Below are 26128 nucleotides of genomic sequence, written 5' to 3' on the forward strand. Positions count from 1 at the left end.
CTCAAAAAAGGGGAACTACCAATGAACCACACCAAATCGACAATGAAGGCCCTGTGCATCGCGACGATGATGTTCGCCGCCAATGGCGCGCATGCGGAAAACAAGACCTGGACACATGTGACGATCGCCACCGAAGGCGGCTTCAAGCCTTACAATTTCACCAAGCCCGACGGCACGCTTGACGGCTACGAGATCGAGCTCAGCAAATACCTCTGCACCCATATGAAGGTCGAGTGCGAGATCAGCGTCCAGAACTTTGACGGCATGATCCCGGCGCTGAATGCCGGCAAGTTCGATGCGATCATTTCCGGGATGTCGGCAACAGCCAAGCGCGAGCAGGTTATCGATTTCAGCGACTCCTACGGTTCGACCGGCCAGGCCTTCGCCACGCTGAAATCCGGTCCGCTCGCATCACTGCCTGAAAAGGGCGTGGTGTTTTCGCTCGCTTCGAACGAGGCAGGTGCTACCGCCGAGATCGAGAAGTTGAAGCCGCTGCTCGAAGGCAAGACGATTGGCGTCCAGATCGCCTCGACCGGTGCCGCCTTCGTTGACAAATATCTGAAGGGCGTCGTCGAGGTGCGCGAATACAAGACGACCGAAGAGCACGATCTCGATCTCGCGGCTGGCCGCGTCGACCTGGTAATGGCCTCGATGGCTTACCTGACGACGGCTTCCGAAAAGCCGGGCAATGAGGACATGACCACCACCGGTCCCCGGTTCCAGGGCGGCTTTCTCGGTCGCGGCAGTTCCGTCGGCCTGCGCAAGACGGATCCGGATCTGAAGACACTGTTCAACGAGGCGATTGCTGCCGCTAAGGCGGACGGCACGATCAAGACGCTTTCGGAAAAGTGGTTCGGTTTCGACGTCACGCCGCGATAAACCACACGACGATTTCGCCTTTCACCGGACGCCGCCGCACATGATCGCGGCGGCGTCCGGATAGCGTGCGTGAGGGAAGCTTCGCTCCTCTGGCTTAGCTCGTCACATACATGGCCTGGCCCTGTGCCAGGTACTGAAACAGCTCGTAGCTCATCCAGATGTAACCGCCGCTGCCGTTCCATTGGCAGCCCCAATCCGGTCCGAAGCTGTTCTGGATGAGGATCGCCTGCTGCGCATCGTCGTAGCCGATGATCAGCATGCAGTGGCCGACAAGCTTGCCGTTGGCGCCCCGCACCTTGTCGAGCGGCCCCGTCAATGGCCCAGGGCCGCTATAGCTCATGAAGCCGGAATTGAGGGCCGTGCCGTAGCACAGAGCACCACCATCAGCGATGATGGCCTTGATCGCGTCGAGATCCGATGTTTCGACGATGGCCCAACCGGGGATCTGGAAGCTGGTATCGGCGGTGGCGTCGGGGTCGTAGCTGGACCAAAGTTCGGGGCAGTTGGGGTAGTAGGGGGCCGTCGCCCAATTGGGCGTGCCGCCCTGCTGCAGGATGTTGAGGTAGGACGCCAGATTCGAGCCGCTGCACGTCTTCTGACCATCGTTGATCATGACCTCGATATAGATGTTGGCGGGGCTTGCCTGTTGCGACGCGCCCGACGGCGTCTGGCCGGATGCGGCGGCCGCCGTGTAGGTCGCAAGACCATAGGTAGACGCCCAGGCTGCACAGCTGCCGGGACTGCCGACATGCTGAGCCGTGCCCTGCGCCTGCGGTGGTGGCAGATATTGGGCGTTAACGGTTGCTGAAGCCGGTGGCGCGCCTGTCGTCTTGGGCCGAATGGTGCGCCCGACCTCGACGATGGTTGGATCATAACCGAAATCCAGGAATGCCTGGTGGAGAGACATGAGACCTCCTTTTGGCCGGACCCTTCTGCCGGGCCAGGCACGTGTGTTGACGAAGGGATTTTTGTCGGCCGTCTGGCCATGCTTTGCACGATGATGTCTTGACTGCGATGCTCGGCATTGCGGCGTGGTGACCCGGCCTGAGAGCAAGGACCTCTCGGTCGAAACTTCCGGTAGATCATCAAATCGGACTTTGAAAACGAAAGCTGAGGCCGGCTCCGGATAAATTGCCCTTGCTCCGGTCGGCATGGCCGCCTGCGACCATGTGGCTGCACGCAGTGGTAGAATACAGCCATGGCCACCGAGAGCAGTACCCTCAGTTTGAAGGGGTACCGGCGAGCATTTGCTCGTATGGTGTAAACATCGTGTTGGCCGTTCGATATTGGATCGAATCCCAAGGGAGAGGAGCCCCCCTGGTCGCAGATACTTTAACCGCGATAGTCGTCGCGCTGGACGATCTCGAAGAGAGGCTTTCGCCGTAACCCGGGTTGTAAAGCTGCAAATATTCGCCGTGATCGTTGCCGCTAGGCAGTGCTTGGTACCCCCATCATCATTCGCGGAATATGCCCTTGTAGTAGGCTCCGTTCCTCGGAGGAGGGTGGTTTACGACAACGGTGGGACGCTTGCCTCTTGCTGGAGTAGTGGCGGTTTTCGCCGGTACATCGGCATTGCGCGTTGAGCGTTCTTTGGGTGTATTTGCGGCTGCGGCGGGGTCCGTTGCGCCAATGCCGATCGTAAATCCCACGAATGCAATGACTGACAGTCCGCTGAGCAATCTGTGCATTTTTCCAACCTCATGTTGCCAGAGCCTCTCCGGTTCAAACGGAGCCGCAGAAACGCTCTATCTCCTTATTTCCAAGCATTTCCTGCCGGAAAACGGCTTCGCACTTTTGCTGGAAATGCGCTCCGCCACGGTGAACGATCGCATGGGCCCGCGTCTGTCGTGTGACGCTTGCCGCGTACTCTACCGCTCGCAGTAGCCGGTGCAGGATCAGCACGACCCGCCAATCCGGATCCTCACTCGGAAGTGGTACGCTTTGCAACCCAGCATGTCACAGCGTTCGACCGCATTCTATTCTGGGTCGGCTGAACTCGAGGTGATCAAGTGTTAAGCTCGCTGCCCCGAGGGGACGGAGGCGAGTGCGATGCTGCGCGCAGATCAAGGCGATCAGGGGCCCTTCTGGACACGGCCCATTCCGGTGGGGCAGGCGGAACTCTGCCCGTCCGTTCTCGATGAGATCGATTCCAACGGTGGCAGAACCGGGTTCCGCGGTTACGTCCTGCAGATCTTCGATGCGCCGGGCGCGCGACCTTCGGGCATTCTCGAAATCGCGCTCAATCGAAAGCAGCGCCGCGCCTGCGGCGTCTACGAATGCGAGGCATCCGACACTGCCTCTTGGACGGAGCACGCCGTTCTAACGACCGATCCAGTCTGGTTTGCGGCTTCGACGCCTCAGGAGGCTGCAAACGTGTTGTTCCAAACCCTGGTCGACCGCGCACCTGATCTGTAGGCGTAGGAGAGCCCTCCGCAGGCATCGCGGTTGCCTCAAGGAAAGTCATTCCGATCACGATACCTGCCGGCTTCTTGTCGGCGGTTCCGTTACCGGCCTGCCGGGGAGAGCCAAATCGGCAGCCGTGCTTGAACGCGCCCGGTCAGCGCAGCCGTCACGCAATCGGCAAGGTTTCCGAGGCGCACCGCACGGCCGGAGAGGCCGGGGCCGTAATGGGCATATTTGCCGGAATTGGTCATCAGCGCGCGGGTTCGCGTCGGGAACACCGGTTCAGAGATCGAGCACCAACAGAGGTCGGGCAGGACCTGCACACCGCTTGCCTCCAGGGCGGCAAGTGTCCCTTCCGCCCGCGCAGCGGCAATCACCTGATGGCCGGCCGTAACGATCACCGCTACATCCCCGTGACGTTTGCGACCGGCAAGCGCTGCCGCCAGAGCCCGACATTCGCTCAGCGAGGCGTGGGGGCTGCCGATGGCGACCAGGTCCACATCCTCCGGTCCGTCGTTCAACAGGGTCCAGGCGGCCGCCATCTCGGCGCGGGTGATTGCAACAGTGCCAGCTTCGCTTGACGCAGCACCTTCCGCCTCCGGCGTGACACCTTCAATGTGCAACATCGGCGCTGCCGATGTGGTGCCGAAGGCAGCGCACAGCGCCTTCAGGTCGTCGGACGAAGGCTTTGCAGCCGCGAGGCCACGCAGAAGCGGGATGCAATCGGGTGCAGCCCGCCCAGCGAGATAGCCGATGAGCGGCCAGAAAGCGTCGTCCACCCCTTCAGGCAACTCCACGTCGATGACGCGGCTGGCCTTGCGGTGTTCGTCGAGATAGACGCCGGAGAGCGGCGCGCGGCCGGTCAGCGCGATGCAGAGGTCGAGGAAATCCGGATGCTTCGCGGTGCGGGCGCCGAGCACCGTATTGGCGTAGATGACGGCGTTGGATTCCGCCCAGGCGATTGCCTCTCCGGCCTCAGGCGCGCTGTCGAGCAGATAGGGGGAACAGGTGAAGGTCGGACGGCAGCCCATGCGGACATAGGCGTCGGCCAGCCGCGCGGCCGGATCGCCGAACGAGGCCGGCACCCCCTGCGCCTGCCAGTTGGCGCGGTCGACAGAAATGGCGTTCATTGTCGTCGGCAGCCGGACCCGCGCGCCCATATCCGCCATTTTTTCGGCGAAGGTGAGATTGGCAGGGCTGGCATAGATGCAGCCGTCGATATGCCCTTGCGTCACGCTGACGAGGCGTGTTGCGCCCTGCTGCGCCGCCATGGCGCAGATGATGCGCATCGCGACCTCAACCGCAACCCCGTCGCGGCCATCCAGCATGGCGAGGTCCGCTTCATCAAGATCGAGCGCCGCGGTCGCAAGCGGTGCGATTTCGATCGTCAGGCCGTCGGCCTCGATCGCCGTATCGGTGATGCGCGCGGTTTTTGCCTCCGCCAGCGCTGCGAAGGCATCGGACGAAAGGCGCAGGACGGGCAGCGGCTTGCCGAACATCTCGGCTGCAATCAGCGCGCCGAGGGTTAGCACGTCCTCGGCTTCGGAAAAGACAAGCGCGGCCGGCGCACGACCGGTCAACGCAAGATCGAGCAGCACGCCCGAGCCGGTGCAGGAGCCCCGGCTCGACGGCATCATCAGGATACTGCCCGTGAGACAGGTCCCGTGCAGTGGGTGGTGAACATCGATCACCGCTCCGGTCGCCGGATCGACACCACCCCAGAAGCTCAGCGCTTCCGGTGCGGCAACGATCGGCCCCTCGGCCGTGCCGCCAAGGATACTGCGAGCGGAGAACGGATTGTTCATTTTACGACGAAGCCGTGGGCGAAGGGATCGCGATCATCGATGAAGATCGTGTTGATACCGGTCATGCGCGCCCATCCGGCGATCGAGGGGATGATGGCATCGCGGTCGGCGACCTTGGTCGCGGCCTCCACCCGACCCTTGAACAGCGAGCCGATGATCGATTCATGCACGAATTCGTCGCCGACCTTCAGCTTGCCCTTGGCGGCAAGCTGCGCCATGCGCGCCGAGGTGCCGGTGCCGCAGGGCGAGCGGTCGATGGCCTTCTCGCCGTAGAACACGGCGTTGCGGGCATGCGCCTCGGCTTGCGTCGGCTTGCCCGTCCACTGGATGTGGCTGAGCCCCTTGATCTCCGGGTGCTCGGGATGCACGAACTCGTACTTCGCGTTCAAGGCGGCGCGCAGTTTCGGGCTCCAGCCGATCAGCTCGCCGGCCGTGTGGTCGGCCATATCGCGAAAATTCTTCTGCGGCTCGACGATGGCGTAGAAGTTGCCGCCATAGGCGACGTCGACGACGATCTCTCCGAGGCCCTCGACTTCGGCCGTCAGTCCCTCGGCATAGAGGAAGCCGGGGACGTTGGTCAGGCGCACTTCCTCGACGAAGCGGCCCTCCTGGCGATAGCTGATGTCGACCTTGCCGGCAGGCGCGTCGATCGACAGCTTGCCGGGCTCGCGCGGCGTGATCAGTCCGTTCTCGATCGCCATGGTGATCGTGCCGATGGTGCCGTGGCCGCACATCGGCAGGCAGCCGGAGGTCTCGATGAACAGCACGGCGACATCGCAATCGGGCCGTGTCGGCGGATAGAGGATCGAGCCGGACATCATGTCATGTCCGCGCGGCTCGAACATCAGGCCGGTGCGGATCCAGTCGAATTCTCTGAGGAAATGGGCGCGCTTTTCCAGCATGTTGGCGCCCTCAAGACGAGGACCGCCGCCGGAAACGAGGCGGACGGGATTGCCGCAGGTGTGCCCGTCGATACAGGAGAAGGTGTAGGTGGCCATGGTCGAAACCTCTGTCAGAACCGTTGAGGCGAGAAGGGGGCGATGTCAATCGTCGGAGCCTGGCCGGTCAAAAGATCCGCGACGAGCCGGGCGGTGCCCGCCGATTGGGTCAGGCCGAGATGGCCGTGACCGAAAGCGTAGACGACCCGCGATGTCGCGCGGGCGCGGCCGATGGCCGGAAGGCTGTCGGGCAGCGACGGGCGGAAGCCCATCCACTGCACGCCACCTTCGGGCTTGAGCCCCGGCAGGAAGGTTCGTGCCTTCTGCAGCATGGCTTCGGACCGGCGGTAGTTCGGCGGCAGTTGCAACCCGCCGAGCTCGACTGCGCCGCCGACACGGACACCGGTCGAGAGCCGGGTGACGACGAAGCCATGGCCGCCGAAGGTGACCTGCGTGCGCAGGTCGAAGGCGTCTGCCGGCAGCGTGGTGTTGTAGCCGCGCTCGGTTTCGAGCGGGATGCTCTCGCCGAGAGATTTGGCAATCCGGTGGGAGAACGCACCGGCCGCGAGCACGACCTGTGCCGCCCGCCGCGTCGCGCCACTTGTGGTCCGAATTTCGACGCCGCCATCGATTGGCGCCAGGGCCGTAACGTCGGCGCGCTCGATCGCCCCGCCCTTGGCGCGGAAGTGTTCTGCCAGCGCCAGCGTATAGAGCTTCGGGTCGGCAATGGAAAACCAGCCCGGCGTAAAGGTGCCATGGGTGAAGCGGGGCGCCAGACCCGGCTGGATCTCAGCCATCTCGGCTGCGCCCATATGGCGGAATTCGATGCCATGGTCCGCACGCGCCCGCCATCCGGGCAGCGAAGCCTTGAGTTCGGCTTCGCTTTCATAGACCTGAAGATTGCCATCCTTGCGCAGCATCGGCAGGGTGCCGGTTGCGGCAAGGAACGGCTCCAACTCGACCTTGGAGAGGTCCATCATCGCCGTCTGGGCGGCCGTCGAATGCGCCACCCGCTTTGGCGAGCAGGCGCGCCAGAAACGGAACATCCACGGCGCGATCTGCGCGGCGTAGGCCGGCGGGATGCTCAGCGGCCCGAGCGGGTCGAGCAGCCATTTCGGCGCCTTCTTGAGGATGCCGGGCGAGGCGAGCGGCAGGATGTCGGTGAAGGCGAAGGCCCCGGCGTTTCCCGCCGAGGCTCCAGCTGCCGGGCCTTCCCGGTCGAGCACGGTGACCGAAAGCCCCCGTGCCTGGGCCGCTATCGCGGCGGAAAGGCCGACAACGCCGGCGCCGATGACGATGACGTCAGGCTGAGCTGCATCCTTCATGATCGGCTCAATGCGTCGCTGCCAGGAACTTCTGCAGTTCCGGATCCTTCGGCGCGCCGAACAGCTCCTCCGGCGGGGCGATCTCGGCCATCACGCCCTTGTGGAAGAAGGCCACCCGATCGGACACTTCGCGGGCGAATTTCATCTCGTGGGTGACGCAGATCATCGTCATGCCTTCGGAGGCGAGCATGCGCAGCGTGTCGAGCACTTCGCCGACGAGCTGCGGGTCGAGCGCCGAGGTCACTTCGTCGAACAGCATGTAGGCCGGGGACATGGCAAGGGCGCGGGCAATCGCCATGCGCTGCTGCTGGCCGCCCGACATGCGGTTGGGATAGACCGAAAGCTTGTCGCCAAGGCCGACATGAGTGAGCTGTTTTACGGCCATGGCCTCGGCCTCGGCTTTCGACTGACCCAGCACCTTGCGCGGTGCGAGCATAACGTTTTCGAGCACGGTCAGATGCGGGAAGGCGTTGAACTGCTGGAAGACGATGCCGAGCTTACGGCGCAGCTTGTTGAGGTTCGTCGCTTTTGCATGCACATCGGTGCCGTCGACCACGATTCGTCCGCCGTCTATGGTCTCGAGCCCGTTGATGCAGGTTAGCAGCGTTGACTTACCCGAACCGGAGCCGCCGATGATGGTCAGGACTTCGCCCTTCTTCACGGTGAGGTCGATACCCTTCAGAACTTCCAACGGGCCGAAGGATTTGCGAACGTTTTCAATCTCAATCATTGGGGGACCACCGTTTTTCGAGATACCCACCAAGCCGGGCGATGGGGAAGCTGATGAGGAAATAGATTGCACCACAGATCAGGAGAATGAACAGCGGTTCCTGCAGGCGGGTGACGAGAATCTGCGAGGCGCGCAGAAGCTCGATCAGACCGAGCCAGAGCACGAGTGCCGAGTCCTTCATGACGCCGAGCGTGAGGCCGATCCAGGACGGAAGCGAAACGCGGGTGGCAAGCGGCGCCACGATGTAGCGCATGTCCTGCCACCAGGTCATGCCCAGCGAGCGTGCCGCGCGGCGTGTGGTCGGCGGCACCGACGAGATGCCGCCGCGCACGATCTCGGTGCAATAGGCGGCCGTGTAGAGCGACAGCACCACGCAAGAGGTCGTGAACGGCCCCCAGCCCATTTTGGCGATGGACTGGAAGGCATTGGCCAACACGAGCTGGATCAGGAGCGGAACGGAGCGAAACACGTCGAGCACGAAGGTCAGCGGCGCCGACCAGTAGGGGCCGGCTTGAACACGGATCACCCCGAAGAGGATGCCGAGCAGCGTACCGGCGGTAACCGAAACAGCGGTGACGGCGAGCGTCATCGCCGCACCCTGTGCAAGGAAGGCGAGATCACTCCAGGTGAGGGCGGTATTGAACATCTCTCACCTCTCTCAGTAACGGAACATGCGCGAGGCGATTGCTCGGGCAGCGAGGGTCACGGCCTTGGCGATCACGTAGTAGATCACGGCTGCCAGGGCGAAGAATTCGAAGGTGCGGAAGGACCGGGCGTTCAGTTCCTGGGTGATGCCGGCGAGGTCGGTGTTCATGCCGACGGTGACGCCGAGTGAGGTCATCAGGATTGCCCAGACCATCTGGTTGGTGGTCGGCAGGAAGGCGACGCGCAGCATCTGCGGCAGGATGATGTAGCGGAAGGCCTGCAGCGCCGTCATGCCGAGCGAACGGCCGGCACGGGTCTGCGTATCCGGGATCGCTTTCAGGGCGCCGCGGAAGTTTTCAGCCAGATAGCCCGCATTGTTGAAGGCAATGCCGACGAGCAGCGCCGTGTAGGGGCTCAGATGGATGCCGAAATTGCCGAGGCCGAAATGGGCCATGTAGATCTGGAACAGCGCGGGGGTGTTGCGCGCGATCTCGATCCAGGCGGTGGCAAAGCCACTGAGGATGCGATTGCCGGACAGGCGGAACCCGGTCAGGGCGAGCGCGCAAATGACGCCGATGAGCATCGACAGCAGCGCGATCTGCAGCGTGACCAGCGCGCCGTCAAGCATTTGCGGCAATGCTTTCAGCGCCTGGTTCCAGTGGAAGGAGTAATTGAACATCGCCGTCTCACCTTTTCGAAAATGAGTGGTACCAACCTGCGCTGATATTGGCCGATTGCGCCGGAGCGATTTTAGCTTCCGGCAAGCAGACAACCGCAACCGGACCAGACGGTCCGGTGAGGATTGTCGACGCGGTCCGGGGGCCAAAAGCGCCCGGCCCTTCGGGTGGGCCGTGTGTCGGCCACCGGCAGTGTCGCAATCCTCGACCGATGCCAAGGCATCGCTCTAAGGTCCGCTCCTTGCCGGATGACCGCACACGGTCCGACGCAATCGGTCAATATCAGCGCAGGTTGGTACAACGGCGCGAGACGTTTGCCTCGCGCCGCCAGAGAAACGGACAGATTAGCGGTAGACGCCGTTCACCGCCAGCGAAGGCAGTTCGCCGCCGACCCACTTCTCGTAGAGTTCGGCATAGCGGCCGGTGCGGACCTGCTGGTTGATGAAGAGGTTGAGGTAGTTGATGAGGCCGTATTCTTCGCGGTTGGTGAAGAGAGCCACGTAGTCGATGTCGAACGGCGCCTTGCCGACAACCGAGATACCGGCGAACTTGCCGGTCTTCACGTTGGCCTGCGCCACGGTCGAGGTCGACACCGTTGCGTCGATCTGGCCCTGGCTAAGCGCGAGGAAGACGTCGGCCTGCGTCTGGTAAGGACGGAATTCGCCCGCACCCCATTCCTTGACCTGCTTTTCCAGCGCGATCGCTTCGAAGGTGCCGGCGGTGGCGCCGACGACCTTGCCCTTCATGTCCTCGAAGGACTTGATGCCGGTCTTGTCGTTGGCGGTAACGGCCATTTCGAAGGCGAAGTAGGGAACGGTCATGCCGACGGTCTTGGCACGCTCGAGCGTATCGGAGGTCGAGGCGACGCCGACGTCAACGCGGCCGGACATCAGCGCGGGAATGCGCTCGGGGAAGGGAGTTTCGACGATCTCGGCCGTGACGCCCAGCGCCTTGGCAAGGTCGTTGCAGTAGTCGACGTCGAAGCCGACCGGATTGTTGTTCTCGTCGCGAGAACCCATCGGCGGGAAGTCGAGAACCACTGCGCAACGCAGCGTACCCGAGCCGATGATGTCATCCAGCTTGTCGGCGTGGGCCGGGCTGGTCAGAGCAGTGGCGGCAACGAGGCCGAAGGCTAGGACCGAGGTCTTCATTTTTCTCTCTCCCTGAATTGGTGCGCCGTTTGACGGCGAGCGCAATATTCCGCGTTGGAGAGCGTAAATCAACTTAAAAATACAAACAGTATACAAAAAGTATATGATCGTGACGTCATTGGCCCGCAGGGATCCCATTTGTTTCGCAAAATGGGGTCCCTGCGCAGCGATCGGTCGCGGATCAGTTCAGGAAATCTTCCGGCAGCAGGGCTTCCGGCAGGTTCTGGTAGGAGACCGGACGCAGGAAGCGGCGGATCGACATGGTGCCGACGCTGGTCGCGCCAAAGTTCGTCGAGGCCGGATACGGCCCGCCATGCACCATGGAATCGACGACCTCGACACCGGTCGGGAAACCGTTGACGAGCAGGCGGCCCGCCTTGCGCTCAAGGATGGGGCGCAGGCGACGGGCCGGCTCGATGTCGCCGGCATCCATGTGCACGGTGACCGTCAGCTGTCCCTGGAGACCGCGCGCGAGCTGTTCCATCTCGGCTTCCGAATTTACCCGGACGACGAGGCCGAGCGGGCCGAAGACTTCCTCGCCGAGCGCATGGTCGGCCAGAAACTGGCTGCCGGTCGTCTCGAACAGGTTGGGCGACGCGGCGCGGTCCGACGAGCTGGTCTCGAGCAGCGGCTTGACGCTGTTGCGGGTGGTGAAACGCTCCTGGCCGTCGCGGTAGGCCTTGGCGATGCCATCGGTCAGCATGGTCTGCGGCGCCACCTTTGCGAGCGCATCGACGGCAGCGGCCGTGAAGCGGTCAGCATCGGATCCTTCGATCACCACCGCGATGCCGGGATTGGTGCAGAACTGGCCGGCACCCATGGTCAGCGAACCGGCCCAGCCCTGTCCAAGCGCCTCGGCACGTGCCTTCAAGGCTTCCGGCAGCAGGAACATCGGGTTGACCGAGCCGAGCTCGCCGAAGAACGGGATTGGTTCGGGGCGGGCGGCGCACAGATCGAAGAGTGCGCGTCCGCCGGCGAGCGAGCCGGTGAAGCCGACGGCCTTGATCAGCGGATGCTTGACGAGCGCGTGGCCGACGTCGCGGCTGCCGCCTTGGATCAGCGAAAAGACTCCCGGGTGAACGCCGCACTTGCGGATGGCGGCTTCGACGGCCTCAGCGACGATCTCGCCGGTGCCGGGATGGGCCGAATGACCCTTGACCACCACCGGGCAACCGGCAGCCAGCGCCGCTGCGGTATCGCCGCCTGCGGTGGAAAAGGCGAGCGGGAAGTTGGAGGCGCCAAAAACGGCGACCGGGCCGATCGGCCGCTGGATCAGCCGGATTTCCGGACGGGGCGCCGGCTGGCGCTCGGGGAGGGGCGCATCGACACGTCGGTCGAGGTAGTCGCCCGCCTCGATATGGTCGGCAAACAGTCTCAGCTGACCGGTGGTGCGGCCGCGTTCGCCCTGCAGCCGCGCTTCCGGCAGGCCGGTTTCCTGGCTGCCAATCGCGGTAATGGCTTCGGCCCGTGCCTCGATCTCGTCGGCGATGGCGCGCAGGAACGCTGCGCGTTCGGCCCGCGACGAATAGCCGTAGGTCCAGAACGCTTCTTCCGCCGCCTCGCAGGCGCGGTTCACCAGTTCGACCGTGCCGACCGCGAAGTCATGCGCCGGGCCGTGTGCCGGTGTCGAGGCGAAGGTGCCTGCGCCGTCGAGCCACTCGCCGGCGACGAGATGTTTTCCTTTGGGGGTGAAGACCATCTGCGGATCCTTTCTTGAGAACACCGGTGTCTTTCGGCATGAATAGCTGACAGCCGAATTGCACTCGGCGGTTCTTTGTATACTCTATGTATGCATAACTTCAACCGCCCACAACAGGGTCATACGCAGTCAGAAAGGTACAAGATGAGTGAGACCACCACCCTGACAATCGCCGCAGTTCAGGAGCGGGTCGAGGCGATCTTCCGCAAGGCCGGGCTCAATGCCGTCCAGGCCGGCGCCCTTGCGCGGGTGATCGTGGCAGGCGAACGCGACGCCTGCAAGTCGCATGGCATCTACCGTATCGAAGGCGCGCTACGCACCGTCAAGGCCGGTAAGGTAAAGCCGGACGCCACTCCCGAGCTTCTACCGCAGGAAGGCTCGGCGATCGTCAAGGTCAATGCCATGGGTGGTTTTGCCAATCCGGCCTTCGAGCTTGGCCTGCCTGTTCTGGCCGAGCGTGCCCGAACCCTGGGGCTTGCCGCCCTCGTCATCAATGACTGCACCCATTTCTCGGCGCTCTGGCCCGAGGCGGAAGGACTGACGGATATGGGCCTTGCCGGGCTCGTCATGTGCCCGAGCTATGCGACGGTCGCGCCGACCGGCGGCAACAAGCCGTTGCTCGGCACCAACCCGTTTGCCTTCGCCTGGCCGCGCGAAGGCCGTCCGCCCTATGTCTTCGACTTTGCGACCTCCGTTGCCGCACGCGGCGAGATCGAGCTGCACCGCCGTGCCGGCAAGCCGCTGCCGGAGGGCTGGGCGATCGACGCGTCGGGCAATCCGACGACCGATCCGGATGCCGCACTTGCTGGCGCCATGCTGCCGTTCGGTGGCCATAAGGGTTCGGCCATCGGCACGATGATCGAACTCCTGGCCGGCATCATGATCGGCGACCTGACTAGCCCGGAAGTGCTCGACTATCTCGGCACCACCACATTGGCGCCGTTCCATGGCGAACTGATCATCGCCTTCTCGCCGGAGGCATTTGCCGCCGGGCGTCCCGGCAATCCGTTCGACCGCGCCGAGGTCCTGTTTGACGCCATTCTCGGCCAGGGCGCGCGCCTGCCGTCTCAGCGCCGCTTCGCCGCCCGCGCAAAGTCTGAGGTCGATGGCATCACCCTGACGGCCGCCGAGATGGAGCAACTCGAGCGCCTGCACACACTTGGGCTCGATGCCGTGGCGTAAAATCCAGCCGGGGGCACTCAGCCCGCTTCTGGCACTCAGTAAAACGAAAGGTCATCCCGGAGAGCCTAGCCTTTCCCAAAATGTGGAACCAGGTTGCCCTGGTTCCACATTTTCAGAATCTGCCGGTAACGGGTTCATTGAACGGGCATCCGGTAACAAAGGCCGCGAGATCACCGAGAAGATGCGCCCCCAACGCAATGCGTCACGGCAGCAGGGATCGTGCCGTCGGCGTCAGCCGCAACACCTCGTTCTGCCGCCACGTTCGCCGCTCCATCTCCGAAACGACCTCCGTGATCCAGGTCTCGGAGTGCGCAAGTTCGGCAAGATGCGTCTCGTAGGCAGCCAGACTGGGGAAAGCGGAGAACCAGACGAAGACGGTCTCCCCTTCGCGCACAGGCAGCCTGGGGAAAGTGTTCGGGCTCTGCTCGGTGACCAATGCTGCCAACACCGTAGCCGAGGTTTGCTCCAGATATGGCCTGACAACGGCTTCAAAGAACACGGCAAACGCGTCGTCCGTGCGTGGTGCGAGATAACAGATCGTCGCAACCACAAGACCGCGCCGTACATCCGCCGCGCCAGAGGCGGCGCGCGTGACGCCCGACCGCGCAAAGCCGGTATCGGGCGATGCGGGCCGCAGGAGCAGAACGTTGTCCGAATTGATCATCGTTCCGTTCGCCTGCTCGCGGTGAGCTGCCCACACCGGGCCCGTATAGAACGAGTTCAATGCCGCTGCGCGGGACGGCATGTCGCGAAAGCCTCGCAGCCATACAAAGCTGTCGGGATCATCAAGGTCGCGGAATTGTCCCATCACGCTCATTCCCTGCGCTTCCTGGGGTTCGATGAACTCGCGATCGAACAGGTCGATCAGCGTCTCCCTGGTGTTCGGCCGAAGCCGATACCGCCGCAGTTCAACGATCGCGTTGGTCGGATCGTCCGTTAGCCGTCAGTGGTTCGCTCATTGTGAATACAGTCATGGCCACCTTTCCTCGGAACAGGACAATCGTCCTGTTTTGTAATACAGGACAGTTGTCCTGTTTTGTCAACCTGTTATAACCAGGAGGAAAGGAAGGACCCATGTCGGAACGACCTACCTCGTCGCATAGACGCATGAACGATCCCGAAGGACTAAGGCAGCGGCTTGTGGATGCTGCCTACGCTGCATTCTCGACCCGCGGCTACCATTCCAGTGCCCTCCACGACTTGAAGCGCGAGGCGGGCGTCACGGGTGGAGCGCTCGCCCATCATTTCCCCACCAAGAAGGCCCTTGGCCTCGCCGTTATTCAGGATCGGGTGGCGGAAGCCGTCGAGTTGACCTGGGTCACGCCAGTCAATCTTGCGACGACGACGGCCGACGGTATCCAAGCGGTGTTCGCAGCCATCATTTCCGAACTGGAGCGGAAAGGGGCAGTGTCGGGCTGTCCGTTGAACAATCTCGCTCTTGAACTGTCGCGCGAGGACGAAGATTTCCAGGCCGCGATCGAGGCGATCTTCATGCGTTGGAGGTCAGCCATCGCCGACAAGCTAAGGGGCGACCTCCGGGCGGCCCCCGTTCACGATTTCGATTCTGAGGCCATGGCAACCCTGGTCGTAGCAACCTATTCCGGTGCGATGGCGATGGCGAAAGCATCCCAGTCCGTGGCTCCCCTGAAGATCTGCGCCGCGCAGCTAACGTCGATCATTCGAAATCAGACGTTGCTGGGGCGCGAACCTTAAGGACGAACAGACGCTGGTTCTCGCTTCCTTCAGATTTTTAAACAAAAAGAACCCCCTAAGTCCTTGCGGTGTAGGGGGTTCAGCAGAAACGTCACCTAAAATTCCACACGTCAGCTAAGGACCCTCCCGACGGGAGGGCCTTCTTGCTAACGCGCGGTCAACCGATGATCAGCCCTTGTATGTCTGCACTGCGCCCGGGAGCTTGCTCCACGCGGCATACCAGCTGTTGAACAGCTTGAACTGCGCTTCGACATAGCCGCGCTGGCTTTCCGACAGGGCGTCGGTCTCGTTGAAGTGCAGCGTGTATTCCTTGTCACCCTTCAGCACCATCATGTGCTTGAAGTAGAGAACCAGATCCGGGCCTTCGTCGAAGGAGGAAAGCACGGCGAGCGCCTGTTCCAGTTCCAGCGCGCGCAGGCGTGCATCGACGTCGCCTTCGGCGGCTGCCCGCGACAGGTTGCACATGTGGATGACTTCCTTCGGCAGCACGCAGCCGATGCCAGTGATGGCGCCGGTTGCGCCGCAGTTGACGAAGCCGTGGAACACAGCCGTGTCGACGCCGATCATCAGCGAGACGCCATCGTCACGGCTGGTGATGTTCTCGGCCGCATAGCGCATGTCGGCGGCGCCGCCGAATTCCTTGAAGCCGACGAGGTTCGGATGTTCGGCGCGCAGCGCGAAGAACAGGTCGGCGCGGGTGGCAAAGCCGTAGTAGGGGCTGTTGTAAATCACCGCCGGCAGGTCCGGGGCAGCCGAGAGGATGGCCTTGAAGTGGTTCTTCTGGGCGGCAACGACCGAGCCGCGCGAAAGCACGCGGGGGATAACCATCAGGCCCTGGGCGCCGACCTTCTGGGCGTGGGCCGCATGGGCGACGGCAGAAGCGGTATTGACGGCGCCGGTGCCGACGATAACCGGAATGCCGGCCTTGACCAGGCGCTCCACGCCTTCCATGCGCTGCGCGTCGGTCAAAAGCGGCCAGTCACCCATCGAACCGCAGTAGACGACTGCGGACATGCCCTGGGCGATCAGTTCCTTGCCTTTGCGCACCAGCGCATCGAAGTTGGGGCTGCGGTCGTCGTTGCACGGGGTCATCAGCGCAGGAATGACGCCGGAGAAAATCTTGGCCTTCATCTCAAACTCCTCAATTGGTCTGTCGAATGGGCTGAGGCCAACGTCATCACCGACGCCGATCTCAGCCTTCGACGGTGACAATATCCTGTTGTATTTTATTTGTCGACAAGAAATCGACAGAAGATTACAGCGCGATATCCAACCGCTCGTCGCGGGTGAAAAGCCGCTTGATCTGAGTGACGATCTGCTCGGCATGCACCTTGGCCAGCTGGTCGGCCGCTTCGACGTTGCGGGCGGCGATCACGGTGATCATGTCCTCGTGCTCGTCGACGAAGCGTTGCGGCAGCTGGTCACCATAGGACTGGTAATAGAGCCGCAGCATCCGCCGGCCTTCGTCGAGGAGCCGGTTGAAGAGGCCGCTGAAATAGGCGTTGCGGCCGGCCTCGGCGATGGCCGAATGAAAGGCGGCGTTGGTGGCGATCATCGCCAGCGCATCCTGGGCCTGCACCGCGGCTGCGAATTCAGCCTGCCGGGCGCGGATGATCTGCAGATCCTCCGGGCGATGATGCTGCGCCGCGAGCCGGGTGGTGACGCGGTACATCAGCACGAGCGCATCGAAGAACGTGTGCATGTTGAGGAAATCGATGCTTGAAACCATCGTCGACCGGTTCGGCAGCGTATCGATCAGGCCCTCGCCGGCCAGCCGCACCAGCGCTTCGCGGATCGGCGTGCGCGACATCTTGAAGCGTTCGGCGAGTTGGACCTCGTCGATCGGGCTGCCCGGCGGCAGGACCAGATCGAGGATTTCGTCACGCAGAAGGTCGTAGACCATCTTTACGCCGGAGCCGCGCTTGCGTTCGAGTGTGGGGTTGGAATCGGTATCGGTCATCTTTAGAATCCTTTTGTCGACACGATAAATACTTCCCCATGTCCGTGGGATCAACTCTGCATAGGCATTGGTTCGAGATCGCGAGGTTTCCCGAGCGTTGGCGTCGTTCGGTACCGGTCCTCTATTTTCGCGCGACGGATGGGTGAGATTGGCAACTTTGCGCCGGCAGTAAACGCTCGCTTCGCGTTGCGGTTTCAAAACTGGCGGAGGAAATGAAGATGTGCGATATTCGTGCCCAAGACGACTGCCACCCTGCGGCAGTTAGTAAAGCGTGACTAGCTGTTGACGCTTCGATGGCCGGTATGTCTGTCGCCGCCCTATGGCGAATTTTCAGAGCAGCATTCACCCTACCCAACATTTTCCGCTGAGACGGCGCTATGCCGCGCAATTTCACAAGCTCATCGTCCCGAATAAATGAGGAGGAGCACCCCTATGCTGTGAGAAGGGCATCCCCCACTACAGCGCCGCGCGTCGTATTAGACGCGCAAAGGTCGCTGTAACGCTTTGAATTGCTGCATGTTTTTATCCATAGATCGAATAGGATTTAAGAAAACACGCAGTAGGCCAAGTTAAACGGAGGGAATGAATTATGAGTGGCATGAGAAACCTTTATTTTGGTTTGCTGGCTTCCGTATTCGCGACCGCGCTGGCTGCGCCATCAGTTGCGCAGCAGCCGCAGCCAAAACCCAACATTCTTGTCATCATGGGAGATGATGTCGGCTGGTTCAATATCGGTGCCTATCACCGGGGAATAATGTCCGGGAAGACGCCCAGCCTCGACAAGCTGGCGGCAGAGGGCATGATGTTTACGGACTATTATGCCGAGGCAAGTTGCACTGCTGGACGGGCGAGTTTCATTACCGGTGAAATCCCGCTCCGAACGGGCCTGACGACGGTTGGCCAGGCGGGCGCAGACGTAGGAATGCCTGACAAGGCGGCAACCATAGCCGCCGCGCTGAAGACGGAGGGATACGCCACCGGCCAGTTCGGCAAGAACCATCTCGGCGATCTGAACAAGTTTCTGCCGACACTGCATGGGTTCGACGAGTTCTTCGGTTACCTCTATCACCTCGACGCGATGTCAGACCCCTATTGGTATTCGTTTCCGAACGAACAGTCGTACCGAGACAAGGTCGGGCCGCGCAATCTGGTCCACACCTTTGCTACCGATACGGACGACACATCCGAACAGCCGCGTTGGGGCAAGATCGGCAAGCAGAGGATCGTGGACGAGGGTCCCCTAGCGCCGTACCCTGACATGTCCAACGTTCCGAACATGCATGACATCATGCCCAAGGCCAAATACGACATGGGCTCCTTCGATGAAGTCCTGGTCAAGTCGTCGTGCGATTTCATGGACAAGGCAAAGACAGACGGCAAACCGTTCTTTGTCTGGCACAATACGACGCGAATGCACGTCTGGACTTTCCTGTCGCCAAAATACCAAGCGCTGATGAACAGCGACACCAACTATGGCCTCGAAGAAGCTGGCATGGCGCAGCTCGATGACAGCGTCGGCGCTCTCCTGAAATGCGTGCAAGATGCGGGTGAGACCGACAACACCATCGTCATTTTCACGACCGACAACGGCGCGGAGGTGTTTACCTGGCCCGACGGTGGCATGACCCCGTTCAAGGGCACCAAGGGTACGGTAATGGAGGGCGGGTTCCGCGCGCCGGCCATTATCCGTTGGCCGGGCAAGGTTAAGGCGGGAACGGTCGAGAACGGCATATTTTCTGCCTTGGATTGGTTCCCAACGCTGGTCGCGGCGGCGGGCAACAGCGAGATTACTGACCAGTTGCTCAAGGGCGCGAAGCTGGGCGACAAGACCTACAAGAACCACCTTGATGGCTACAACCAACTCGACCTGTTGACGGGCAAAGGACCATCCGCACGGCATGAATTCTTCTACTTCGGCGGCCCTTCTCTGGGGGCAGTTCGCATCGATGACTTCAAGTATCAGTTCTTCCAGCAGCCTCAGGGTTGGCCCGGTGCGAAGGTAACAACGGACATGCCCACCATGGTCAATATCCGTCAGGACCCATTCGAGCGGACGCCGTCGATTGGCAGTCAAAGCCTCAATGACCTCGGTGGGGGCTACATGAACGACTTCTATGCTCGCGAGTTCTGGCGTTTCGTCAGTGTTCAGCAGGAAGTCGGCAAACTTGCGCTCACCGCGATTGACTATCCGCCAATGCAGGATCCGGCCTCCTTCAACCTGGATGCAGTGAAGAAACAGATCGATGCGGCGATCAAGAACAAGCCGGGGAACTAGTCGAACATGTCGAGACGAGGGTTGTTCGATTGACTGCCCTCATTCTCCCGGTCGGCCGAAATCAGCGGTGTGATATTCCAGCGGACATCCGCTGGAAACGACCGCTTTGCACCGGAAGTCGCGGTTGGGGGCGTTGCTCCATAAGACCGGAAAGAAGCGCGGCTGCCTGGGCCGCGCTAGAGGACATCGAGGATGTCGCGGGTCAAAGTGCCGGTATGTTAGCCTGCGAAAAACCCGCGAACGCCGCTGCCGGCAGCGGACCTGCGGTCATCAAGGTAAAATCGAACGGTGCGCGCACGTCCGGACCGAGCACATACTGGCGATGAACGCGCAGGAAGTTGCGCCTGATCCGCCTATAGCGGTCAGGCGACAGCATGTGCTTGACCTTGATATAGGCGATGGACGGCTGCCTTGCCTCAGGATGCCCCGACAGGGCGACGACACGCGTCTTGTAGAAATGGATCGCATCCGTCAGGCAATGGACCTCGAACCAGAAGATTTCCTTGGCGCGGGCAATTGCCCCGACGCGGGCCCGCAGGGCATGGGCCGGCGCCATCAGCGCGCATTGCAGGATCGCGCCGCCAAGTGTTACGAACACCACCCGTTTGCCTTCGATAACATCCGGCCGCCGCTCGATCAGCATGCCGATGACATGCGCGGCGACACTCGAACCCATGCTGTGCGAGCTGATAAGATACTCGTCGGCGTCCTCGCTGAACGCCTCGCAAGCGGCATCCACACAGCTTTCGAGCCAACGGTTGAAATCGGGCCGATCCAGTCGTGCCATGGCCACGGCCATTTCCCAGTCGGCAAACAGGTGCAGCGTATGGAACTTCGTGGCCAACGGCATCATGACCTGTCGCAGCAGGAGACCGGCCAGCGGTACGCTCCACAGCAGGTTCCAGCTCGAAAGGCTCAGCCAGTGGGGAATGAATGCAACGACTAGGGCCGCTGCCGTCATCAATCCGGCCAGCAGGAAGGGGAACAGGAAAAATAGGCCAAAGCGCCAGGCATGGCGAAAATAACCCCAAAGCCCACCGTTGAACGTTACGTTCAGCGCACTGGCAAATCCGCCGCCCAGCCGGCGTGTGAATGACTGGCGGCTCAAGGTATCGACGAGCACATCGTGATCGAAAACATGGATACGGCTTGAAGTCCGCCAGTCCGGTCCGGCACAGTCGACGTCGAAATGCGTCGCCGCGCCCGTGCTCACCAAGGGCCCGACATCGGACTTGAAGTCCCACACCTCGGCGCTCTGCCGCGCTGAACGGGCGTAACGCCGGCGGTGCGCCTCCGCGTCGAAGGGCTCAAAGCCCGGAAAATGCAGTACGACCCTCTTTTTCACACGGGACATGGGAGGCTTCTGTGATGATGGTTTCGACGGTCGCCGCCAAGCGACGCGGCGGCGATCCCGATTGGGTGACCGCTGGGCATCTGGCGACGTAAGGCGAGGGAGGGCAGGAGGCGGAATCAGCTTGAAATTGACCGGCACCGTATCGATGCGAACTGCGGCGCAATCGTGATCGATCGGGTGGCCAGCGTCGGGCTCGGTGAAATAAAATCAAGGCGACGGTTAGGATCGAGCGAGTTACCTTCAGTCGCTTGCTGCCGGGGATATTCGGACTTGGAAACCGGAAAGCAACTTGGCCTTGGCCGTGCAACGGTCTATCGAGGGGTGCCGTTCGGCCGGCCGGGGATTTCGGGGCTTTCTGCCAAAGACGGGCGGAAAATCCGGGTAGATCAATCCGGTCGGAGAACCCCGGGCTGCCGTTGAACTCGTTGCCGAGAAGAGTGAGCTTATGAACACCAATCCAGACACCGATTTTCCCGAACTCAATGCGATCGAAGCCCGTGTTCTTGGCTGCCTGATCGAGAAGAAGGAAACGACGCCTGACGTCTATCCGCTGACACTCAACTCCCTCCACTCCGCCGCCAACCAGAAGACGGCGCGCGACCCGGTGATGGCGTTGGAACAGGTGGACGTGCATCGTGCGCTCAATTCGCTCGCCCAGAAGGGGTTGGTCCGGCAGGCCTTTGCATCGCGCGTCGAGCGTTATGAACATCAGGCCGCCAACCGCTTTTCGCTGACCTCGCCGCAAATCGTCGTGCTCGGCCTGCTTTTGCTGCGCGGCCCGCAGACAGCCTACGAGCTCTGGTCTCGCAGCGAACGCATGGCGCGGTTCCAGTCGGTCGAGGATCTCAAGGATAACCTCGATCTGATGATCGGGCGTCGGCCTCCGCTGACCGTGCAGCTCAACCGCGGCGCCGGCCAGCGCGAAGACCGGTTTGCGCATCTTTTGTGTGGCGAGGTCGACCTGACGGTCGCCGCCGCGCCGAGCATGCCGTCCTTCACTACGTCAGGCCTGTCCGAGCTGGAACAGCGCGTGCAGACGCTGGAAGAGACTGTGGCGTTGCTCCAGGCTGAAATTGCCGCGCTCAAGGGCCACTGACGGTCGCTGCGAAAAGACAACCTTGATGCTCGTGAATTGGAGGCCGGCTGCCATGGCGACCGGCCTCATGTTTACTTTCCGGCCGACGCCGCAGCCGTCCTTGCGGTCTCCGCTTCGCCAATGGCGGCAGCGCATTCCTCGCAGCAGACTTCTACCGTCTTGCCGCCGAGCTTGACCTTGATGCTGTCCTGATCGAGTTCGCAGTCGCAGGCCGCGCAGGTTTTCTGGCTCATCGTCTTCGTCTCCTCTTGGTCGTGATTTCGACCATCAGAGAAGACCATCTGCATGGCAGCGCCGCTGTCAGATTCTTTAGCGATCGATGCGACCGTTGGCTGGTGGCAAGGCGGTACGTCAGGCGCACACGCCGCGGCCGTACGTGTCTTCCGTATCCTTGCCGGCGCCGCTATGTTTGGAGAAGGGCATGTTTTCTGCCCGCCCTGGGGGTGTTGAAACAGTGCGGCAGTTTCCCAAGCGCCCGTGTCGCGCGGCGAAAAATAGCCCCATAAAAGTTGATTGATTTTCGGCTGCAAGATCGCCAGAGTAGCGAGGTAGAGCACAGCTCGTCCGCTTCAAGTCAAAAATGAGCAAAGCCGCGAACGAGGTAGTATTTCGGTGCTCCGAAACTATATTGATTGTCATTTGCAAGACGAAAACAAAAACAAAAAATGGGCCCCGGCATGTACAGCCGGGGCCATTTTTTTATGGGCTTGCGTCGGCAAGGGTCGATGATGCCGCTAAACGCGATCACGAAAAGTTGACTGTCCGCCGTATGGGTTCACGCCCCTCGATCACGCCGCGAACCTGCCTGCGATCGCGACGCAGCACATCGAGGCAATCATTGCCGAACCATTCCAGCGATGCGTCGTGCTGTCCGTCGCCCGCGATCTCCAGGAGAAAGCCGGTATAATCGACCGTGCCTTCGAACAACGGCGTCATTCCGTCGCGACGGCCGGCCGCGGCATAGACGTTTGCCGGTTCGAAGACCGAGAGGTCCGACCGGTCGCGGATGTTCTTCAGATGGTAATGGCGGATGTGCGGTATCATCTGGCGGTGCACGGCGATTGGATCGTCGCCGCCCTCCCAGACGTGGAGCGTATCGAAATTGATCGCGAAGGCGGGTTGGTCGACCTCCGCAATGAGACGCAATGTCGAGGCCGCAGTATCGGCCAGCGTCTTCGGATGTGTCTCCGCCAGCAGTTGAATGCCGTAGCTGGCAGTGATCGCGCATATCTCTCTCAGCCGCTCCACGATGCGCTGCCGCTCTTCGTGGGAGACGGAGAGACTGCCGCAATTGCCGGCGAAGGTACGGATTTTGCGGGTTCTCCAGCGGCGGGCGAGCCTGCAGAGCTCGACAGTCTTGTGCCGCAGCGTCTCCGTATCGCCGTCGAGCGGCAGATAGTCGCTGATCATCGGCACATTCAGCCCGAAAGTATCGAGCCAATCGGCATTGCGGTCGGGCTGCTGCGCCAGGTTGCGTGCATGCGCACCCCAGAGCTCGATCCCCTGAAAATCGTTGGATTGCGCCCAAGCGGCGATTTCGCCGAGGGAAATCAGATGATGGCGAAACGTGATCGTGCACAGCGATATGTTCATCGCGCAACCCTTTTCAGCATGGGCCTCTCCAGCATGGGAATGTCGGCGGCAATGTTCTGTTCACACCAGAGATCGAAGATCTCGGCGAGCTTGCCTTTCAGTTTCGTCTCGATCCGGTCGGCTTCTGCCAGCCGCTCGAACACCGGAGTGGCCAAGGCGCGGTCGCCGGTCTGGCTCAGCTTCATGCAATCGTAGTGCAGCGCCTTCAGCGCCTGGACGAGCGCCTCGATCTCTTCGCACCAGCCTTCGAACTCGGCCGCCGGCAGCTTCAGCGCCCGCCAGAAGAACGCAAAGCCATGCTCGTAGGCGTATTTGCGGATGGTGATGACGGGCAGTTCGCGCACGGCGTCCGTGAGGTCGGAGAGGTCGATGCCGCCGCGTCCGTCGATATGAGCCGTGACGATCATGCGAACGGTGTCGGCCAGCGGATTGCTGTCTCTGATAAAGCAGGCCTCGAAATAGGCCTTGAGGTCTTCGGCTGCCGGTGGCCGAGCCTCTGCATTGTCGAAGACATAGCCGCCGCCGACGGTCGGCTGCATCACCGCATGGATCACCTTGTCCCGCGCGATCTCGCCTTCCCAACGGTAGTCGGGATCATGCACGAACCACGTATCGGGGTCGGCGGTTTCCTGCAGCATGAGGTAGTGCGGGAAGGGGTTCTGGTTGAACTTGTTCTCGCGCTCCGGCAGGTGGAACATGTCGAGCATGACCATGACGGAGCCGGTATCTGCGCGCCGTTTGACGAGGTCGAGCATCACGGTGAGATTTTCGCTCTTGCTGATGTCAGGGTCGTACCACTCGTAAACGGTGACGCCGTATAGCCGCTGAAACCAGCTGCGGAAGAATTCCTGGCTGATCTCGGGTGCATGATAGAGAAGCTGGAAGCGGTCGCTGAGCCCAAATTTCGCGTCCCAGACACCGAAATAGAACGGTCGGTGATCCAGGCCCTTTCGCTTCAGCCCGTCGCAGACGCAACTGACGAAGCAGTGCACCTTGATGTCGTAATAGGCCTCGCCATGCACGCCTTCGTCTGTCGTACCGCCGGTTAATGGAAACGATGGGACGACCGTCTCGATCGACTTCGGCTCATAGAGCGCGGCGAGATCGGCGACCGTCTGGACATCCTGGCGGGCGATCGCCTCTTCCGGAACACTCAGCCCGTATTCCAGCTCCAAATTGAGAAAGATCTGCAGGATCAGGACGGAATCGAGATAGAGGTCCTCGTTGAGGCGAGCTTCCGGGCCAAAGCCGTCGAGATGCGGATGCATCATGTGTTCGCTGAGGACTTTGTGGATTGCTTCCAGGGTTTTGTTGCTGGTCATGACGCGGCTCCCGCGATCGACTTGGTGAACTCGCCGGCGGCGTGGCGGGCGGCAACCTCGCGGCGGCTGATCTTGCCGTTGGCCTGGCGCGGGATGGTGTCGACCTGGCGGATGTCCATCGGTAGCTGATGGCTGGCGAGGTGCAGGCTGCACCATTCGCGGATCGCCTGCGGCGCGATGGTTTGACTGGCGCTGAACAGCAGCGCGACACGCTCCCCGGCAAAGCGGTCGCCCATGCGGAAGGCTACGGCGTCGCTGACTTCAGCCATCGCCATTGCCGCGTCCTCGACATCCCGGGGATAGACGTTGAGACCGGAGACATTGATCATGTCGTCCATGCGCGACACGAAGACCAGCATGCCGTCATCGCGGCGATAGCCGAGATCGCGGGTGTGGATGGCAATGCCGTCGTCCTTGGTCACGACGATTTCGTCGGCATTTTCGGCGTTGCTGCCGGTTTGCGGCAGAAGATGCGGCAGCACGAACCCCATGTCGCCGGCGTTGGTGACATCCGGATTGATGGCGATGCATCCGGCTTCGGAGCAGCCATATTGCTGGAACATATGCCGGCTCCTGGCCCTGATCTGCGCAAACCAGGGATCCGGCAGCAGCGTGCCCGAAGTCATCGTCGCATGGATCTGCTCGCCCTCGGGCAGCAGCCGGGCAAGCGTGTGCAGGATGGCCGGCGACGAATAGAGCAGCGGCCGCTCGATCTCGCGAAGAACCTTCATGAGATATTTCGGATTGGCGGTGTTGACGATAACCGGCGTCTGGCCGCGCTTGAGCGCCACCAGGATGCCGCAGATCAGGCCATAGGAATGGGTCGTCGGGCAGGCGATGACCGGGGTCATGTCCTCCGGCGCGCGGAAGATGCCAATATAGCTTTCGATCTCGGCGTCGATATCCTCCCAGCTACGCGCCACGCATTTTGGTGCACCTGTCGTGCCCGAGCTCATCTGGAGAAGCGTTCCGACCGGCAAGGCGTTCTGCGACCGTTCCAGTACCTCCGCCGTCGGGCTGTTGTAGAACAGTCGGTCGCAGCCCGCGCCGATCGCAAGCTTGCGCGCGGCGGCATAGGGCGTGCCCGGATGGATCGGCAACACGCTGGCGCCGGCCTTGCGGATGGCGAAGAATAGCGCCAGCCAGTCGATGGTTTCGGCAAAGCAGACCGCGTAGCGTCCGTCGTCGCGGTCCTTCAGGCCGATCTGCCCGGCCAGGCGTGCGGATGTTTCGTCGAAATAGGCGCGATCATAGAGCCTGTCGTCGATACGGATCATGGCTTTCTCCAATGAAAGAACACAAGGGGCGAAACGCCTTCGATTGGCGGCTTTTCCTTGGGTTCGGTTGGTTATTGATCGGCATTTTCGCCGATCGGCTAAAT

The 26128-nt window shown here is 61.8% G+C and carries 23 protein-coding genes; 6 read left to right on the plus strand and 17 right to left on the minus strand.

Features of this window, described 5'->3' with window-relative positions; translation table 11 throughout:
* Positions 1 to 21: 21 nt before the first annotated feature.
* Positions 22 to 879: a transporter substrate-binding domain-containing protein gene (locus tag ASD52_RS23375; protein WP_057225536.1), complete on the plus strand. Its 858-nt coding sequence runs from the start codon at positions 22 to 24 to the stop codon at positions 877 to 879.
* A gap of 94 nt (positions 880 to 973) precedes the next feature.
* Here the strand turns inward: ASD52_RS23375 and ASD52_RS23380 are convergent, their stop codons facing one another.
* The gene (locus tag ASD52_RS23380) at positions 974 to 1786 is read right to left on the minus strand and encodes a C1 family peptidase (protein ID WP_057210049.1); all 813 of its coding nucleotides are present in this window, start codon (positions 1784 to 1786) and stop codon (positions 974 to 976) included.
* A gap of 1142 nt (positions 1787 to 2928) precedes the next feature.
* Here ASD52_RS23380 and ASD52_RS23385 point away from each other — a divergent pair.
* Complete coding sequence (locus ASD52_RS23385; RefSeq protein ID WP_057210044.1) at positions 2929 to 3294, plus strand: hypothetical protein; 366 nt, start codon at positions 2929 to 2931, stop codon at positions 3292 to 3294.
* An 89-nt stretch (positions 3295 to 3383) separates the two neighbouring features.
* Here ASD52_RS23385 and ASD52_RS23390 read toward each other — a convergent pair whose 3' ends face one another.
* The 8 genes from ASD52_RS23390 to ASD52_RS23425 all read right to left on the minus strand — a co-directional run bounded on the left by ASD52_RS23390 (position 3384) and on the right by ASD52_RS23425 (position 12252).
* Entirely contained in the window at positions 3384 to 5087 is a 1704-nt protein-coding gene (locus tag ASD52_RS23390) for an aconitase X (RefSeq protein ID WP_057210042.1), read from the minus strand.
* A complete protein-coding gene (locus ASD52_RS23395) occupies positions 5084 to 6085 on the minus strand; it encodes a 4-hydroxyproline epimerase (RefSeq protein ID WP_025429445.1) in 1002 nt (333 codons plus the stop codon). Before ASD52_RS23395 ends, ASD52_RS23390 begins: the two co-directional genes overlap by 4 nt.
* A 14-nt stretch (positions 6086 to 6099) precedes the next feature.
* Positions 6100 to 7350 (minus strand): FAD-binding oxidoreductase, encoded by a 1251-nt coding sequence (locus ASD52_RS23400; RefSeq protein ID WP_057210041.1) that lies wholly within the window; start codon positions 7348 to 7350, stop codon positions 6100 to 6102.
* 7 nt (positions 7351 to 7357) lie between these two features.
* Entirely contained in the window at positions 7358 to 8080 is a 723-nt protein-coding gene (locus ASD52_RS23405; RefSeq protein WP_057210039.1) for an amino acid ABC transporter ATP-binding protein, read from the minus strand.
* Positions 8073 to 8726 carry an amino acid ABC transporter permease gene (locus ASD52_RS23410; RefSeq protein WP_025429442.1) on the minus strand — a complete coding sequence of 218 codons (654 nt, stop codon included), beginning with the start codon at positions 8724 to 8726 and terminating at the stop codon, positions 8073 to 8075. Before ASD52_RS23410 ends, ASD52_RS23405 begins: the two co-directional genes overlap by 8 nt.
* A 12-nt stretch (positions 8727 to 8738) precedes the next feature.
* The gene (locus ASD52_RS23415) at positions 8739 to 9404 is read right to left on the minus strand and encodes an amino acid ABC transporter permease (protein ID WP_025429441.1); all 666 of its coding nucleotides are present in this window, start codon (positions 9402 to 9404) and stop codon (positions 8739 to 8741) included.
* A gap of 342 nt (positions 9405 to 9746) precedes the next feature.
* The gene (locus ASD52_RS23420; protein ID WP_025429440.1) at positions 9747 to 10553 is read right to left on the minus strand and encodes a transporter substrate-binding domain-containing protein; all 807 of its coding nucleotides are present in this window, start codon (positions 10551 to 10553) and stop codon (positions 9747 to 9749) included.
* 181 nt (positions 10554 to 10734) lie between these two features.
* Positions 10735 to 12252 carry an aldehyde dehydrogenase (NADP(+)) gene (locus ASD52_RS23425; protein WP_057210038.1) on the minus strand — a complete coding sequence of 506 codons (1518 nt, stop codon included), beginning with the start codon at positions 12250 to 12252 and terminating at the stop codon, positions 10735 to 10737.
* Positions 12253 to 12396: 144 nt separating this feature from the next.
* On the opposite strand from ASD52_RS23425, the gene ASD52_RS23430 reads away from it, so the two are divergent.
* The gene (locus tag ASD52_RS23430; protein WP_057210036.1) at positions 12397 to 13434 is read left to right on the plus strand and encodes an Ldh family oxidoreductase; all 1038 of its coding nucleotides are present in this window, start codon (positions 12397 to 12399) and stop codon (positions 13432 to 13434) included.
* Between the two features lie 202 nt (positions 13435 to 13636).
* On the opposite strand, the gene ASD52_RS23435 is transcribed toward ASD52_RS23430, so the two are convergent.
* The gene (locus ASD52_RS23435; RefSeq protein WP_057225538.1) at positions 13637 to 14350 is read right to left on the minus strand and encodes an NIPSNAP family protein; all 714 of its coding nucleotides are present in this window, start codon (positions 14348 to 14350) and stop codon (positions 13637 to 13639) included.
* 158 nt (positions 14351 to 14508) lie between these two features.
* Between ASD52_RS23435 and ASD52_RS23440 the strand changes: the two genes are divergently transcribed.
* On the plus strand, positions 14509 to 15147 hold the full coding sequence (locus ASD52_RS23440; RefSeq protein ID WP_057225540.1) for a TetR/AcrR family transcriptional regulator: 639 nt from the start codon (positions 14509 to 14511) through the stop codon (positions 15145 to 15147).
* Between the two features lie 168 nt (positions 15148 to 15315).
* Here ASD52_RS23440 and ASD52_RS23445 read toward each other — a convergent pair whose 3' ends face one another.
* On the minus strand, positions 15316 to 16278 hold the full coding sequence (locus ASD52_RS23445) for a dihydrodipicolinate synthase family protein (protein WP_057210031.1): 963 nt from the start codon (positions 16276 to 16278) through the stop codon (positions 15316 to 15318).
* A 124-nt stretch (positions 16279 to 16402) separates the two neighbouring features.
* Positions 16403 to 17107: a GntR family transcriptional regulator gene (locus tag ASD52_RS23450; RefSeq protein WP_057210029.1), complete on the minus strand. Its 705-nt coding sequence runs from the start codon at positions 17105 to 17107 to the stop codon at positions 16403 to 16405.
* A gap of 589 nt (positions 17108 to 17696) precedes the next feature.
* Between ASD52_RS23450 and ASD52_RS23455 the strand changes: the two genes are divergently transcribed.
* Positions 17697 to 19382 (plus strand): arylsulfatase, encoded by a 1686-nt coding sequence (locus ASD52_RS23455; protein WP_057210027.1) that lies wholly within the window; start codon positions 17697 to 17699, stop codon positions 19380 to 19382.
* Positions 19383 to 19584: 202 nt separating this feature from the next.
* On the opposite strand, the gene ASD52_RS23460 is transcribed toward ASD52_RS23455, so the two are convergent.
* Positions 19585 to 20736 carry a hypothetical protein gene (locus tag ASD52_RS23460; protein WP_057225542.1) on the minus strand — a complete coding sequence of 384 codons (1152 nt, stop codon included), beginning with the start codon at positions 20734 to 20736 and terminating at the stop codon, positions 19585 to 19587.
* A 445-nt stretch (positions 20737 to 21181) separates the two neighbouring features.
* Between ASD52_RS23460 and ASD52_RS23465 the strand changes: the two genes are divergently transcribed.
* Complete coding sequence (locus ASD52_RS23465; RefSeq protein WP_057225544.1) at positions 21182 to 21832, plus strand: DUF480 domain-containing protein; 651 nt, start codon at positions 21182 to 21184, stop codon at positions 21830 to 21832.
* Between the two features lie 71 nt (positions 21833 to 21903).
* Here the strand turns inward: ASD52_RS23465 and ASD52_RS39435 are convergent, their stop codons facing one another.
* From ASD52_RS39435 to ASD52_RS23480, 4 genes are all read right to left on the minus strand, one after another.
* Positions 21904 to 22065, minus strand: a complete 162-nt coding sequence (locus tag ASD52_RS39435; RefSeq protein WP_192433255.1) for a hypothetical protein — start codon at positions 22063 to 22065, stop codon at positions 21904 to 21906.
* Between the two features lie 511 nt (positions 22066 to 22576).
* Positions 22577 to 23425, minus strand: a complete 849-nt coding sequence (locus ASD52_RS23470) for a sugar phosphate isomerase/epimerase family protein (RefSeq protein ID WP_057225546.1) — start codon at positions 23423 to 23425, stop codon at positions 22577 to 22579.
* Positions 23422 to 24747: a DUF6005 family protein gene (locus ASD52_RS23475; protein ID WP_057225548.1), complete on the minus strand. Its 1326-nt coding sequence runs from the start codon at positions 24745 to 24747 to the stop codon at positions 23422 to 23424. Before ASD52_RS23475 ends, ASD52_RS23470 begins: the two co-directional genes overlap by 4 nt.
* Positions 24744 to 26024 (minus strand): AMP-binding protein, encoded by a 1281-nt coding sequence (locus ASD52_RS23480; RefSeq protein ID WP_057225550.1) that lies wholly within the window; start codon positions 26022 to 26024, stop codon positions 24744 to 24746. Before ASD52_RS23480 ends, ASD52_RS23475 begins: the two co-directional genes overlap by 4 nt.
* Positions 26025 to 26128 lie beyond the last annotated feature (104 nt).

Source organism: Ensifer sp. Root142 (genome assembly GCF_001426785.1).
GTDB classification, from domain to species: domain Bacteria; phylum Pseudomonadota; class Alphaproteobacteria; order Rhizobiales; family Rhizobiaceae; genus Ensifer; species Ensifer canadensis.